Source organism: Herbaspirillum sp. SJZ107 (assembly GCF_006715485.1).
Lineage (GTDB): Bacteria > Pseudomonadota > Gammaproteobacteria > Burkholderiales > Burkholderiaceae_D > Telluria.
On sequence record NZ_VFNH01000001.1, the window covers coordinates 1,525,816 to 1,541,078 of the forward strand.

Genomic DNA, 15,263 nt, shown 5'->3' on the forward strand with positions numbered 1-15,263 from the left:
AGGCACAATAGTTGCTACGGTCGGTCTCCGGTACATTTGATCAACAATAACGGAGCCAACTAAATGAAATTGAAGACCCTGATCGCAACCGCAGCACTCGCCGCATCTGCCGCCACCGCCACCATGGCCCAGGCCACCAACCTGTCCTTCACCGGCAACTTCACCTTCGACAACGACGTGCAGACCTTCACCTTCGTCGTCGGCGACACGTCCACGGTGACGCTGCGCAGCTGGTCCTACGCCGGGGGCACCAATGCGGCCGGCAACGCGATCGCGCGCGGCGGTTTCGATCCGATCCTGGGCCTGTTCGACAGCACCGGGCATCGCCTCGGCACCCAGGACGACGGCGGTTGCTCGCGGGTCGCTGCCGATGCAGTCACCGGCGCCTGTTTCGACACCAACTTCAGCTTGGAGCTGGCTGCAGGGACTTACACCGCATCGATCCAGCAGTTCGACAATTTCTCGAACGGCGACCTGTCCGCAGGCTTCGTCTACGACGGCCCGCAGAACCAGAATTTCCGCGATGGCTTCGTCGACGCCACGGGCAACCGCCGCGACGGCCATTGGGCCTTCGATATCCTGAACGTGGTCAGCGCCGCGGTCGACCCGGTTCCGGGACCGGGCACCGATGTGCCGGAACCGGCCTCGCTGGCGGTGCTGGGCACCGGTTTGCTCGGCCTGGCGCTGTCGCGCCGCCAGCGCCAGCGCAGCAAGGCATGACAAAAAGACGGATGCGGCCTCAGGCTGCATCCGTCTTCATCGAAAACGTCAACGCGCAACGGCCACCGGACGGTGGCCGGACCGTCTCACACCGCCGCTTCCGCCTCGATACGCTGCGCGGTGTCAGGCGACGTCGGCCGGATCGCTTCCAGCAGCTCGCTGATCGAGGAACCGCAGCCGAACACCAGCACGTCGCCCGCTTCGCAGCGCGCCAGGCCCTTGCGGATCGCCTGGTGCACGTCCAGCTCGACCTGCAGGTGGTCCTGCTCGAACTTGCCGACCTGCGCACCCTGCACCAGCAGGCGCGCAACCTCGCCGGCGGCGCGGCCGCGGTTCTCGGTTTCGTACACGACCAGTTCGTCGAAGCCGGCGGCGCAGGTGGCGCCGATGTCGACCAGGTCGTCGTCGCGGCGGTCGCCCGGGGCGGCCACGACGCCGACCAGGCGGCCCGGGGTCAGGGCGCGCGCGGTCTCGGCCAGTGCCGCGTAGGCGGCGCTGTTGTGGGCGTAGTCGACGATCACGGTCACGCCGTCGACGTCGAACACGTTCGAGCGCAGCGGGTTGTGCTTCCAGTCGGAGACGAAGGTGCGCAGGCCGTCGATGATTTCGAGGTTGCCGAAGCCGCAGGCCGACAGCGCCGCGGCGGCCGCCAGGCTGTTGGCGATGTTGTAGCGCGCCGCGCCCTTCATCGTCACCGGCATGCTGCGCACGTTGAGCAGGGCTTCATGCTTGGCGCCGTTGGCCAGCACGATGCTGTTGTCCTGCAGGTAGACCGCGCGGCCACCTTGTTCCAGATGGCGCACCAGCACCGGATTCTCGGCGTCGAGCGCGAAGTACAGCACTTCGACGCGCCCGGCCAGCGTGCCGGCCATCGCGACGCAATGGTCGTCCTCGGCGTTCAGGACCACGGCGCGGCGCGCCCGCCCGGCCACCACGGCCTTGACTTTGGCCAGCTCTTCGATGGTGTCGACGCCGTCCAGGCCGAGGTGGTCGGCCGACACGTTCAGCACCACCGCGACGTCGCACATGTCGTAGGCCAGGCCGCGCTTGAGGATGCCGCCGCGCGCCGTTTCCAGCACCGCGAACTCGACCTCGGGCGACGCCAGCACCGCGCGCGCCGAACGGTAGCCGGTGCAGTCGCCCCGGGCAATCTGAGCGCCGTCGATGAACACGCCTTCGGTGGTGGTGCAGCCGGTGCGCAGGCCGGCGCTGCGTGCGGCATGCTCGATCAGCAGGGTGGTCGTGGTCTTGCCGTTGGTACCGGTCACGGCGACCAGCGGGATGCGGCCGTCGTCCTGGCCGAACAGGGCTTCGGCGATCGCATCGCCGGCATCGCGCGGGGTGCCGCGGCTCGGGTACTGGTGCATGCGGATGCCGGGCGCCGCGTTGACTTCGATGATGCCGCCGCGCTGTTCGCGCAGCGGTTGCGCGATGTCCTCGCACACGATGTCGATGCCGGCCACGTCCAGGCCGATGGTGCGCGCGGCGCGGATGCAGATGTCGCGGGTTTCCTCTGGCAGCAGGTCGGTCACGTCTTCGGCGGTGCCGCCGGTCGACAGATTGGCGTTGCCGCGCAGGTCGACGCTGACGCCTTGGGGCGGCACGCTGTCGAGCGTGTAGCCCTGCTTGGCCAGGGTGTCGGCCGCCAGCTCGTCGAGCGGAATCCTGGTCAGGATATTCGTGTGGCCTTCGCCGCGCGCCGGATTGCGGTTTTCCGCCTCCACCAGTGCGCGCACGCTCGAGACGCCGTCGCCGGTCACGTGCGGCGGACGGCGCCATGACGCGGCGGCGACCTTGCGGCCGGTGACCAGCACGCGGTAGTCGCGCCCGCGCAGGAATTCCTCGACGATCACGTGACGGCCGTAGTTCTGGGCGAAGGCGAAGGCGCGTTCGACTTCTTCCGGCGTCGATACCGCGGTCGTCACGCCCTTGCCCTGGTTGCCGTCGAGCGGCTTGATGGTGACGCTGCCGATGCGCTTGGCCACGCGCTGGGCCTGCGCCAGCGAGGTGACGGTGTCGCCGGCCGGGACCGGGCAGCCGGCCTGGTCGAGCAGGGTCTTGGTCAGCTGCTTGTCGCTGGCGATGCTGACCGCGATGTTGTTGGTGGCGCCGGTGATGGTCGCCTGCAGGCGCTTCTGGCGGCTGCCCCAGCCGAGCTGGAACAGGTTGGCGTGCTCGGTCAGGCGCAGGCTCGGGATGCCGCGCTTGTGGGCGGCGGCGATCACGGCGCCGGTGCTGGTGCCGATCGCATGGCGCTGGGCGATGTCATGCAGGCTGTCCACGGCCGCGGCCAGGTCGAAGTCTTCATGGCGGGCCAGCGCCTCGAACAGCGCGCGCGCTGTCTCCAGCGCGGCCACGGCTACCTGCTCGGTGGCGTAGCCGCAGGCCACGCGTACCCGCGCCGGGCCGGTGAGCGCAGGCACCGATTGGCTGAAGGCGCCGGGCGCGCCGGCCAGGCGCTGCAGCTCCATCACCACCGGCTCCAGCGCGTCCGCCGTGCTGTTGCAGTCGGACAGGCGCGCCGAGGCTTCGGGCGGCATGCCGGGCAGCAGTGCCAGCAGGCGTGCGCCCAGGCCCGGCAGCAGCTCGGCGCCGGCGCCGTCGACGACGGCCAGCAGGCAGGGGGTGGCCGCATACAGGTTGGGGCCGCGCAGGAGGCGTTGTTCGATGATTCTCATGAGATCGGATTCCGTTTCGTTACATTTTCCAAAAACTCGAGCAGTGGCTGGGGAATGCGGCGCTGTTCCTGGTCGCCTTCCCTGGGCAGCTGGTATTTGCTGCCCGACGGCAGCAGGTGCAGGCGCACGTCGATCAGTTCCGGCGTCTCGCGGTTGGCGATGTCGTGCAGGTTGGTGGTCATGCTGCGGCCGTCGACCACGGTGACCGCGCCTTCGCCCAGCACTTCGATGCCGACGCCGCGTTCGATCACCAGCGCGGTGTCCTCGTCGATGCCGATCCCTTGCAGGTAGGGGTTCTGGGCCACGATCGACAGCAGGCGCGACAAACGCTGGCGCTCGGAGAAGTGCTGGTCGATCACGACCTTGTGCAGGAAGCCGAGGCCGGCGCCGAGGCTGACCGACCCTTTTTCCGGGTGCAGTTCGGCGCGGCCCTGGGCCAGCATGTGGCCGGACATGGCCGAGGCGCCGGCGCTGGTGCCGCCGATGACGGCGCCGCGCAGCTTCAGCGCCGCGTGCATCTCGGCGTCCAGCGCGGTGCCGCCGATGATGGCGAGCAGGCGCTTCTGGTCGCCGCCGGTCATGAAGATGCCGGTGGCATCGACGATGTCGCGGATGTGGTCCTCGTCGTTGGCATCCTGGCGGCTCTGCAGGCCGAGGTGCACCCGGTTGGCGACGCCGAGCTCGCCGAAGGCGCGGTCGTAGGTCTCCCACATCTCGTCGGCCACCGTGCTGGCGGCCGAGATCACGACGATCTTGGCATCCTTGCCGCCGGCCAGCTCGACGAAGCGGCTGAGGATCTGCATGTCGTTGCTGCGGTCTTCGTGGCCGCCGATGATGACCAGGTGGCCGTAGCCGGTGCGCGGTTGTTCGTTGCCGATTTGCTGCTGTTCCTGCGTGCTCGTGGTGTTCATGCTTGGACGATCCTTGCGTGGGGCATGTCGCGGTTGCCGTGGGAGGCTGCTTCGGTTTTGGTGACGCCGATCAGGCCGACCACGACCTCGTTGGGGAACAGGTCGACGCCGCGCTTGAGCGCCTGCTCGAGCGGCATGCCGTTCTCGATCCAGCCGTAGACGGTGCGGGCCAGCATGTGGCGCACGATGTGTTCGCCGATACCGGTGGCGGCGATGGCGCCGTGCGGACCGGCAAAGAAGCCGGAACCGATGATCGGGGTGTCGCCGACACGGCCCAGCAGCGACGGCGCCGAGCCGCCGGTCGAGCAGGCCACGCCGAAGTGGCCGTCGGCGGCGCGTACGACGGCGCCGACGGTGTCGCAGGCGGCGCTTTCCGGCAGCGTGGCCGGGGTCTGGTAATTCCAGTAGCGCAGGAAAGCGTGGTTGGAGACGCCCGGCATGGCGGGCACCGAGCCGGCCAGTTCCTTCAGCAGCTTGCGGTGCGCTTCGCGCTGGCGCTCGCTGATGCGGTCGTGCACCGGATGGCCGATGGCGGCGGCGAAGCGGGTGGCGCCGTCGCCGGCCAGCAGCCAGTGCGGGGTCTCGGCCACGGCGCGCGCCAGCAGCACCGGATTGCGGATGCCCTGCACGCAGGCCACCGCGCCGAGGCGGCCGCGGGTGTCCATGATCGATGCATCCATCTCGACGGTGGAGCCGTCGAGGCACAGCACCGAGCCGCTGCCGGCGTTGAAACGGCCATCGTCTTCCATCTCGGCGACGGCGGCGATCGCCGCTTCCAGCGCATCGCCGCTGATCCCGAGTTCCTCGACGCCGCGCTGCACCGCGCGTTCGCAACCGTCGTCATACTCGCGCGGGCTGCCGACGCCGCCGTGTGCCACGATGGCAAAACCTTGTTCCGAACCGCTCATTCTTTTTTGTCTCCAACAATGCATGGGCTGCGCATGGCGATCCGCGCAGCACAGGAATATCGCATTATGCAAAACGTATATAAATTGAAACATCGGTACCCTAGCCGTGTGGTTGTAAGAGCCCGCTTACACGGCTAGGGAAGACAAGACAGGCGCCTAAGGCATCAGCGAGAGGCTGCGCAGGGCGGCGCGCAGTTCGGCCGCGACCTGGCGGCGCCTGGTTTCGGTAACGAAACGGCCGACTTCGACCTGCACGCCACGCGACTCCAGGCGCAGCAGCGCGTGGCGGCCTCTGGTGCCGCCATGTTCGAGGACCCGGGTGCGCAGCGGATCGAGGCAGGACTGGCGATGTTCGCCGGCTTCCACGCATTCGACCACCAGGGCCGAATCGGACAGGGCGATCCGTTCATGGTCGAGCGCGTGGCGCGCATAGACCAGCAGCGCCAGGCCGACCAGGGCCAGTTCGCAAATCGAGAAGGCAAGAATGATCCAGACGCCGCGCAGCAGGAAGGCGACGGCGACCGCGCCGGACGCGCAGCACAGCAGCGCGTACGCGCGCGCCACCTGGCGCGGCGACAGCGAACAGTTGCGGGCGAGCCTCCATTCCTGGTTCATCGCGCCATCCTAATGCGAGGATGGCGCGGCCGGCGCACAACTGGACTAGCCGATGCTGCTGCAGGGCGGACGCCCCTGGCTGGCGGCCGAGGCCATGTCGGACAGCAGCTGCTGCACCGTGGCCAGGTCGACCGGCTTGGTCAGGTGGTGGTCGAAGCCGGCGTCGCGCGAGCGCGCGCGGTCGTGTTCCGCGCCCCAGCCGGTGAGGGCGACCAGGCAGGGCCGGTCCAGTCCCGCCAGGCCGCGCAGCGCGGCCGCGGTCTGGTAGCCGTCCATGCCGGGCATGCCGATGTCGAGGAACACCACCGCCGGGCGGAACGCGGCGGCGGCTTCGAGCGCCTCGGGTCCGCTGTGGGCGACGTGGGTGGCGTAGCCTTCGATGTCGAGGATCATGGCCAGCGTCAGCGCAGCGTCGACGTTGTCGTCCACCACCAGCACGCTCAGCTTGGGCGCTGCGGTGTCCGGCTGTGCCGGCGCGGCGGCGCTGCCGGCGCCGTCGTCCCGGACCTGGCCCGGCGCCAGCGGCAGGCGCACCGTGAAGCGGCTGCCGCTGCCGGCGCCGCCGCTGTGGACGCCGACACTGCCGCCATGCATCTGCACCAGCTGGCGCACCAGCGACAGGCCGATGCCGAGGCCGCCCTGGGCGCGTTCGGCGCCGCTGCCGACCTGGCTGAACATGTCGAATACCGTATCGAGCGCGTGGCCGGGAATGCCGATGCCGGTATCGGTGACGGTGATGACGGCATCGCCGCCCTCGGCGCGCAGTGCCAGCGCGATGCGCCCGCCCGCCGGCGTGTACTTGGCGGCGTTGTTCAGCAGGTTCGAGACCACCTGCGCGATGCGGGTGGCGTCGCCGTCGACCAGCAGGGTGGCGTCGGGCAGGTCGAACGCCAGTTCGTGGTGGGCGGCCTCGATCAGCGGCAGGCTGGTTTCGACCGCGCTGGCCAGCACCCCGTTCAGGTCGATCCGTTCCATGCGCAGATTGAGCTTGCCGCCGCTGATGCGGGCCACGTCGAGCAGGTCGTCGATCAGATGCACCATGTGGGTGACCTGGCGCTCCATCATTTCGCGCACCCGGACCATGCCCGCGGGCAGGTCGCGGTTCAGGCGCATCACCCCCAGGCCGCTGCGGATCGGCGCCAGCGGGTTGCGCAGCTCGTGCGCCAGCGTGGCGAGGAATTCGGTCTTGCGGCGGTCGGCTTCGGCCAGGTCGTCGGCGAGGCGGCGCAGCGTCTCTTCGGCGGCCTTGCGTTCGCTGATGTCGCGGAACAGGATGGCGACCTTGTCGCTGCCGGTACCCCCGATGCGGGTGATGTACAGGTCGAGCCAGCGGCCGCCGGCGCGCACTTCCTGTTCGAGGCGGCGCGCCTGGCCGCTGCGGGCCACGGCGCCGAGTTCGTCCAGCCACCACGGTTCCGGATCGGCGACCCTGCTGCGCATGGTCTTGCCGACCACGTCCGACACCCCGGTCTGGACCGTGAACGCGGGATTGGTTTCGAGGTAGGTCCAGTCGACCGCCTGGCCGGCGCCGTCGAATTCGAGTTCGATGATGGCGAAGGCCTGGTCCATCGATTCGAACAGCTTGCGGTAGCGTTCCTGGCTGGCGCGCAGCGCCTCGGCCGCGCGCTTGCTCTCGGTGGTGTCGAGCACGATCGCGACCACGGCGCGGTACTCGCCGCCGGCGCCGCGCACCGCATTGACGCTGCTGGTGGCCGACATCAGAGTGCCGTCCTTGCGCCGGTAATGCTTGTCGATCTGGAAGCCTTCGCCGGTGGCCAGCAGGCCGCCCAGCGTCAGCGCCGTCTTCTCGACCGAATCGGGTGCCGTCACGTCGAGGATGTTGCGGCCGAGCAGTTCGCTTTCCTCGTAGCCGAGCATGTCGCAAAAGCGCTGGTTGACCAGCGTGACCATGCCGTTCACGTCCATCTCGACCACGCCGGTGGCGGCCTGGCTGACGATCTTCTGGAACCGTTCCCTGCTGTCGTGCAGGCCGATCTCGGCCAGCTTGCGATGGGTCTGGTCGACGCCGTGGCCGAGCAGGCCGGTGATCCTGCCGTCGGCATCGCGCAGGGCGATGAAGACCAGGTCGAGGTAGCGCCGTTGCGGCGCCTCGCCGGGGACGCGCTGGAGCATGACCAGCAGGTCGCTGGCGGCATAGGCCTCGCCGGTGGCGTACACGCGGTCCAGCATGGCGATCAGGCCCTGGGTCGCCAGCTCCGGGACGGCCTCCTCGTTGGACAGGCCCAGCAGGGGACGGTCGCCGACCAGTTCGCGGTAGCGGTCGTTGACGAATTCGAACACGTGCTCCGGGCCGCTCAGTACGCACATGAAGGCCGGGGCGCGCATGAACACTTCGCTCATGCGCTGGTGCGTGGCCTGCAGTTCGCGCAGCAGGCGCTCGCGGTCTTCGCGCATCGCGGCCAGCGCGGTGACGTCGGTATGCACGCCGATCCATTCGCGCACCGCGCCGGCGCCGGACTGCGCATCGGGGATCGGCACCGCCTTCACGCTCATGTGGCGATAGCTGCCGTCGGCGCGGCGCAGGCGGTGTTCGCCCAGGTAGGGAGCGCCGGACTCGATCGAGCGGCGCCAGGCGGCGGCGGTCAGGTCGCGGTCGTCCGGATGCACGGCATCGAGCCAGCCCCAGCCCTGGGCCTGGGCGAAGTCCTGGCCCGTGAAGGCGGACCAGGTCGGCTGTTCGCTGTCGAATGCGCCGTTCGGCCCCGCCTTCCAGACGATGGCGGCGGTGGCCGAGACCAGCGAGTCGTAGCGCGCATCGCTGGCGGCCAGCTCGCTGCGCATGCCGTGCGCCGCCGTCACGTCCTGCGACACGGTGACGAACCGCACCTGCGCACCCTCGGCGGCGGGCAGGGCGCTGACGCGCACGTCCCACCATTTCAGGGTGCCGCCGAGGGTCGGGCAGGCGGCGCTGAAGCGGGCGCTGCCGTCGCGGCTGGCCTGCGCCAGTGCGGCGTCGAGCGTGGCATGGGCTTCCTGCGGCCACAGTTCGCGCCACGCGCGGCCCTCCACCTGGGCGGGATCGGCGATGTCCATGGCGGCGCGGCCGCTCCCGTTGGTGGCCACGATGCGGCCTTCGCCGTCCAGCAGGTTCATGCAGTCGGGGCTGTGTTCGAACAGGTGCCTGCCGAGCATGGCCGCGCAGTCGGTGGGAAGGTTGTTCTTAATCTGGGGCATGATAAACGAGCAAGGCGGGCAAGAAGATACTGAACACATCGGGCCTGCGGGATTGTAGCACCAGTGTTCATTCCTTATCCGTTCGGCATTGCCATGAAGCAGCTTACTATTGTTGCGGAAATGCGGCGCCGGGGAATGCGGCGGCAGGTGTGGCCGAGGTCGGAATCTGGTAACATTTCGCCCCTCTTCACGAAAGGTATCCATGGCCAACGCTTGCGGCGTCGATTTCGGCACTTCCAATTCCACTGTCGGTTGGGTACGCCCCGGCCAGCCGAGCCTGCTTGCGCTCGAGGATGGCAAATCGACCCTGCCCTCGGTCGTGTTCTTCAACGCCGACGAGGATGCAGTGCGTTACGGCCGCGCCGCCCTGGCCGACTACCTGGAAGGCTACGACGGGCGCCTGATGCGCTCGCTCAAAAGCCTGCTCGGCACCAGCCTGATGGACGGCCAGACCGAAGTCGCCGGGCGTGCCTTGCCGTTCAAGCAACTGCTGGGCCACTTCATCGGCGAATTGAAGCGCCGCGCCGAGGCGCAGGCCGGCCGCGAATTCCCGAGCGCGGTGTTCGGCCGCCCGGTGTATTTCATCGACGACGATCCAAGCGCCGACCGCCTGGCCGAAGACACGCTGGCCGAGATCGCGCGCTCGGTGGGTTTCCGCGACATCGGCTTCCAGTACGAACCGATCGCCGCCGCCTTCGACTATGAATCGCGCATCGAGCGTGAGGAACTGGTGCTGATTGCCGACATCGGCGGCGGTACCTCGGACTTTTCGCTGCTGCGCCTCGGCCCGGACCGCGCCGGGCGGGTGGAGCGCCGCGACGACATCCTGGCCACCGGCGGCGTCCACCTCGGCGGCACCGATTTCGACAAGTACCTGAGCCTGGCGGCGGTGATGCCGCTGCTGGGCTACGGCAGTACGCTGTCGTCCGGCGCGGCGGTGCCGAACAGTTATTATTTCAATCTGGCGACCTGGCATACGATCAACCAGGCGTACACGCGCAAGAGCGCGGCCCAGCTCGACGAACTGGTGCGCGATGCCGCCGAGCCGGCCAAGCTGAAGCGCCTGCGCGGCCTGATCGAAGACCGCGCCGGGCACTGGCTGGCGATGCAGGTCGAGGCTGCCAAGATCGGGTTGTCGGACGCGCCCGAAGTCACCCTCGACCTCGACCGCCTGGCACCGCCCGAGCTGCTGCGGGTCGGGCGCAGCGCCTTCACCGACGCCATCGGCGGCCTGACCGACGACATCGGCGCCACCGTGCAGCGCCTGCTGGGCGATGCGGGGGTAGCGCCGGAACGCGTCGATACCGTATTCTTTACCGGCGGCTCGAGCGGCGTCGGCGCCCTGCGCGAGCGCATCGCCGCCATCGTGCCGGATGCGCGCCGGGTCGAAGGTGACCTGTTCGGCAGTATCGGCGCCGGCCTGGCGCTGGATGCCGCGCGCAAGTTTTCCTGATAACGCAAAGGATCTGCAGTGTACCAACGCCCCATCGTCATGCTCGACTTCGAGACCACCGGCCTGTCGCCGGAAGCGGGCGACCGCATCACCGAAGTGGCGGCGCTGCGCATCGCCGGCGGCCGCGTGGTCGACCGCTACGTCTCGCTGGTCAATTGCGGCGTGCGCATTCCGCCCTTCATCGTCGAGTACACCGGCATCACCCAGGAGATGGTCGACGGCGCGCCGCCGGTCGACCGGGTCGTGCCCGAGCTGATCGACTTCATCGGCGCCGACCCGCTGGCCGCCCACAATGCCAGCTTCGACGAGAAATTCCTGAAAGCCGAGGGCGCGCTGCTGGGCCACGCCTGCCGCCATTCGGACCTGGTGTGCTCGCTGAAACTGGCGCGCCGTGTATTCCCGGGCCTGGCCAGCTACAAGCTGGGACTGCTGACGCGCTCGCTCGGCATCCGTTTCAACGGCCGTGCCCACCGCGCCGAGGCCGACGCCGAAGTCGCGGCGGAGCTGCTGCTGCACATCGGCCGCCACCTGGACCGCTCCTACGGCCTGGGCCAGGTCGAGCCGGACCTGCTGGTCTCGATCAACCGCCTGGCGGCTGCCAAGGTGCATGGCTTCGTCGGCAAGTATGCGGCCGACCGCCGCGCCAACCGCTGAGCCGGGCGCCCACCGCCGGACCCGGGCCGGCGGCGCCGTAGGCCGTCTTTATCCTTCCTGCATGCGCTCCAGAAGCGCTTTTTCGCGCTGTCCATCCCTACGCACTTGTCGTAGATCAAATCCGTAAAGCATCGTCTTATTAGACTTTTGCCAATAATTGCGAATTGTGCAGCGTGCCCGTACGCGCTGCTGCCTCGCCCGGCTTTGCGGAGAAACCAGCATGCAGCCCCCCGATTCCCAGCCCGATGCTCAACCGGACCCTCAGCCCGGCCCGCGACGCGATTCCCGGCCCCAACCCGGCCGCCGGTCCGAACCTGCGCACGATGCGTCGGTCCTGGCGTGGTTCGCCCATGCGGCCGAACGCGGCAATCCCTACGCGCAGTTCAACCTGGCGTTGCTGTACAAGAACGGTGCCGGTGTCGCCCGCGACGACGGCCTGGCCTGCCTGTGGCTGGCCCGTGCCGCGCGCCAGCGCCTTGCCTTTGCCCAGAATCATCTCGGCAGCATGTACAGCCAGGGCCGCGGGGTGGCGCGCTCCGACAGCCTCGCAGCCTACTGGTTCAGGCTGGCGGCCGAGCAGGGCGATGCCTCGGCCCAGCAGAATCTCGGTGACCTTTACCGCAATGGCCGCGGCGTGCCGCGCCAGCCAGACCAGGCCGTCGCCTGGTATTACAAGGCGGCCGAGCAGGACCTCGCCAGCGCCCAGCGCCTGCTCGGCGAATGCTACCTGAACGGCGAGGGCGTGGCCGTCAACCACGCGCTGGCGATGGCCTGGTTCCGCAAGGCTGCGGTGCTCGAGGATGCCGCCGCCGAGGTCGAACTCGGCCTGATGTACCGGCGCGGCCAAGGCCTGGCCGGCGGCGTCCCTGCCGGCAGCGGCAGCGGTCCGGGCAACGGCGCCGGCGGCGAAGCCGAGGCGCTGCACTGGTTCCGGCGCGCCGCCGGACGCGGCCACCCGGCGGCCCAGCGCCTGCTCGGGCTGGCCTGCCTGGACGGCGTGGCCGGCTGCGATCCGCAGGGCGCCTACACCTGGCTGCAGTGCGCCGCACGCCAGGGCGATGCCGAAGCCCAGTTCAGCCTCGGCCAGCTGCTGTCCGGCGGCAAGGGCGGCAGCGGCCACTGCGACGAAGGGCGCGCGCTGGCCTGGACCACGCGCGCGGCCGAGCAGGGCCATGTGCTGGCCCAGTACAACCTCGGCAACATGTACGCGCACGGCCGCGGCGTGGCGCGCGACCCGGCGCGTGCCCTGCACTGGTACCGCATGGCGGCCGAGCAGGGGGCGCCCAACGCCCAGTTCACGCTGGGCGTGATGTATGCGCATGGCCAGGGCGTGCGGCGCGACGAGAGCGCCGCCGTCGCGTGGTACCGGCGCGCCGCCGAGCAGGGCGACGCCAGCGCCCAGAACAACCTCGGCGTCATGTACGCCAACGGCCAGGGCGTCCGCCAGGACGATGCCTGCGCGGTGCACTGGTACGGCCTGGCGGCCGAGCAGGGCCATGCGCTGGCCCAGTACAACCTCGGCGGCATGTACAACAGCGGACGCGGGGTCGAGCGCGATACCGTGCGTTCCTATATGTGGATGCTGCTGGCGGCCGACGCCGGCGATCCGGCGGCGAGCGCCAACAAGGCCATCGTCGCACGCCGCCTGTCGCCGCAGCAGATCGACAGCGCGGTCGACATGCAGCGCGCCTGGCGCCGTGCCCGTGGCGTCGAGCGTCCGGAGCGCCGCGCCGCCTGAAGCGGCCCCGGGGCGGGCGGGGCAGTCACTGGTTTGTCTGTTGGGCAATTCGCGTTATCATTGTTTTGTAGCATCTACGATAACCTTGCCCAAGAGTCCCATGCCCATGAAACGTCTCACCCTCGTGGCCGCCCTGGCCGCCGTGTTCGCCGCGCCGCTCTCGATTGGCGCATCCTGCCCCGCGGATGGCACGCCGCCGAGCTACCCGGTTGCCAGGAAAGTCGACCAGACCGACAATTACCACGGCACCGTGGTCGCCGATCCGTACCGCTGGCTGGAAGACGCCAACAGTGCCGACACCAAGGCCTGGGTCGACGCCGAAAACAAGGTGACCCAGGCTTATCTGGCACAGATCCCGCAACGCGAAGCGATCCGCCAGCGCCTGACCCAGCTGTGGAACTACGAGCGCTACGGCGTGCCGTTCAAGGAAGGCGGCCGTTACTTCTTCACCCGCAACGACGGCCTGCAGAACCAGGCGGTGCTGTACACGATGGCCTCGCTGTCGGACACGCCGCGCCTGCTGCTCGATCCGAACACGCTGGCGGCCGACGGCACGGTCGCACTGGCCGATACCGCCGTCAGCCCCGACGGCAAGCTGCTGGCCTATTCGACTGCGGCCTCGGGCTCGGACTGGAACGAGATCCTGGTGCGCGACATCGAGACCGGCAAGGACCTGAGCGACCACCTGAAGTGGGTCAAGTTCTCGTCGACGTCCTGGACCCACGACGGCAAGGGTTTCTTCTACAGCCGCTACGACGCGCCGAAGGAAGCGACCAAGCTGGCCGACGTCAATTACTTCCAGAAGCTGTACTACCACAAGGTAGGCACGCCGCAGGAAGCCGACGTGCTGGTCTACGACCGCCCCGACCAGAAGGAATGGCAGCTCGCGGGCCACACCACCGACGACGGACGCTACCTCCTGATCACCGCCTCGCGCGACACCTCGCCGAAGTACAAGGTGTTCTACAAGGACCTGAGCAAGCCCGACAGCAAGGTACTGCCGCTGGTCGGGGAGTTCGACGCCGCCTACGACTTCATCGACAATGTCGGCGACACCTTCTATTTCAGCACCGACAAGGCCGCGCCGCGCCGCCGCGTGGTCGCGATCGACCTGCGCAAGCCGCAGGAAGCCAACTGGAAGACCGTGGTCGCGGAAAGCGCGCAGACCCTGCAGGGCGGCCGCATGATCGGCAACCAGCTGGTGCTGGAATACCTGGCCGACGCCCGCAGCGTGGTCAAGGTCACCGACCTCAAGGGCAAACCGGTGCGCGAGATCGCGCTGCCCGGCATCGGCAGCGTGTCCGGTTTCGACGCCAAGCGCAATGACAACGAGACCTTCTTCGCCTTCACCAGCTTCACCACGCCGACCACCATCTACCGCCTCGACATGAAGAGCGGCCAGAGCACCGTGTTCCGCCAGCCCAAGCTCCTGTTCAACCCGGCCGACTACGAGACCCGCCAGCAGTTCTTCACCAGCCGCGACGGCACCAGGGTGCCGATGTTCATCGTGTCGAAAAAAGGCTTGAAGCTCGACGGCAACAACCCGACCCTGCTGTACGGCTACGGCGGCTTCAACATTTCGCTGACCCCCGGCTTCTCGCCGGCCTACCTGGCGTGGATGGAGATGGGCGGCGTGTTCGTCGAGGCCAACCTGCGCGGCGGCGGCGAATACGGCCAGCGCTGGCACGAAGCCGGCACCAAGCTCGGCAAGCAGAACGTGTTCGACGACTTCATCGGCGCCGCCGAGTGGCTGGTCAACAACAAGGTGACCTCGCCGAGCAAACTCGCCATCAACGGCGGCAGCAACGGCGGCCTGCTGGTAGGCGCCGCCATGACCCAGCGGCCGGACCTGTTCGCCGCCTCGATCCCGCAGGTGGGCGTGATGGACATGCTGCGCTTCCACAAGTTCACGATCGGCTGGGCCTGGACCTCGGACTACGGCTCGTCGGACAACGCGGACGAGTTCAAGGCACTGGTGAAATACTCGCCGCTGCACAACCTGAAGCCGGGCACTTGCTACCCGGCCACCCTGATCACCACGGCCGACCACGACGACCGCGTGGTGCCGGCGCACAGCTTCAAGTTCGCCGCCACCGCCCAGGCCGCGCAAGCCGGCAGCAATCCGGTGCTGATCCGTATCGACACCAAGGCGGGCCACGGCGCCGGCAAGCCGACGGGCAAGCGTATCGAAGAAGTGGCCGATATCTGGGGTTTCCTGAGTAAATCCCTGAAGATGGACGATACGGTCGGCGGCAATGCACCAAGCGTCGCCGGCGGGGCCGAGTAAATCAACAAGGAGTAAATAAGTACGTAATTAAGTAAGTAATTAAGTAAGTAAGTCTGCGTAAAATTTGTAATGGCTGTGCCCGGCGCGCACAGCCCTCCCGCATA

The 15,263-nt window shown here is 68.5% G+C and carries 10 protein-coding genes; 5 read left to right on the forward strand and 5 right to left on the reverse strand.

What is annotated here, in order from left to right; all coding sequences use genetic code 11:
- Positions 1 to 63: 63 nt before the first annotated feature.
- The gene (locus FBX97_RS30010; RefSeq protein ID WP_255517330.1) at positions 64 to 720 is read left to right on the forward strand and encodes a DVUA0089 family protein; all 657 of its coding nucleotides are present in this window, start codon (positions 64 to 66) and stop codon (positions 718 to 720) included.
- A gap of 86 nt (positions 721 to 806) precedes the next feature.
- On the opposite strand, the gene cphA is transcribed toward FBX97_RS30010, so the two are convergent.
- From cphA to FBX97_RS06900, 5 genes are all read right to left on the reverse strand, one after another.
- Positions 807 to 3,398: a cyanophycin synthetase gene (cphA, locus tag FBX97_RS06880; RefSeq protein WP_141829788.1), complete on the reverse strand. Its 2,592-nt coding sequence runs from the start codon at positions 3,396 to 3,398 to the stop codon at positions 807 to 809.
- Positions 3,395 to 4,309, reverse strand: a complete 915-nt coding sequence (locus tag FBX97_RS06885; protein ID WP_141829790.1) for a cyanophycinase — start codon at positions 4,307 to 4,309, stop codon at positions 3,395 to 3,397. Before FBX97_RS06885 ends, cphA begins: the two co-directional genes overlap by 4 nt.
- Positions 4,306 to 5,217 (reverse strand): isoaspartyl peptidase/L-asparaginase, encoded by a 912-nt coding sequence (locus FBX97_RS06890; RefSeq protein WP_141829792.1) that lies wholly within the window; start codon positions 5,215 to 5,217, stop codon positions 4,306 to 4,308. The genes FBX97_RS06885 and FBX97_RS06890 overlap by 4 nt, the downstream gene beginning before the upstream one ends.
- 156 nt (positions 5,218 to 5,373) lie before the next feature.
- On the reverse strand, positions 5,374 to 5,832 hold the full coding sequence (locus FBX97_RS06895; RefSeq protein ID WP_141829794.1) for a DUF2244 domain-containing protein: 459 nt from the start codon (positions 5,830 to 5,832) through the stop codon (positions 5,374 to 5,376).
- 45 nt (positions 5,833 to 5,877) lie between these two features.
- Complete coding sequence (locus FBX97_RS06900; protein ID WP_185748494.1) at positions 5,878 to 9,027, reverse strand: PAS domain S-box protein; 3,150 nt, start codon at positions 9,025 to 9,027, stop codon at positions 5,878 to 5,880.
- A gap of 202 nt (positions 9,028 to 9,229) precedes the next feature.
- Between FBX97_RS06900 and FBX97_RS06905 the strand changes: the two genes are divergently transcribed.
- From FBX97_RS06905 to FBX97_RS06920, 4 genes are all read left to right on the forward strand, one after another.
- Entirely contained in the window at positions 9,230 to 10,480 is a 1,251-nt protein-coding gene (locus tag FBX97_RS06905; protein ID WP_141829798.1) for an Hsp70 family protein, read from the forward strand.
- Positions 10,481 to 10,519: 39 nt separating this feature from the next.
- Positions 10,520 to 11,134, forward strand: coding sequence for a 3'-5' exonuclease (locus tag FBX97_RS06910; protein WP_185748541.1), 615 nt, complete (start codon positions 10,520 to 10,522; stop codon positions 11,132 to 11,134).
- 220 nt (positions 11,135 to 11,354) lie between these two features.
- Positions 11,355 to 12,872, forward strand: coding sequence for a tetratricopeptide repeat protein (locus tag FBX97_RS06915; protein WP_141829802.1), 1,518 nt, complete (start codon positions 11,355 to 11,357; stop codon positions 12,870 to 12,872).
- Positions 12,873 to 12,972: 100 nt separating this feature from the next.
- The gene (locus tag FBX97_RS06920; RefSeq protein WP_141829803.1) at positions 12,973 to 15,159 is read left to right on the forward strand and encodes a prolyl oligopeptidase family protein; all 2,187 of its coding nucleotides are present in this window, start codon (positions 12,973 to 12,975) and stop codon (positions 15,157 to 15,159) included.
- Positions 15,160 to 15,263: the final 104 nt, after the last annotated feature.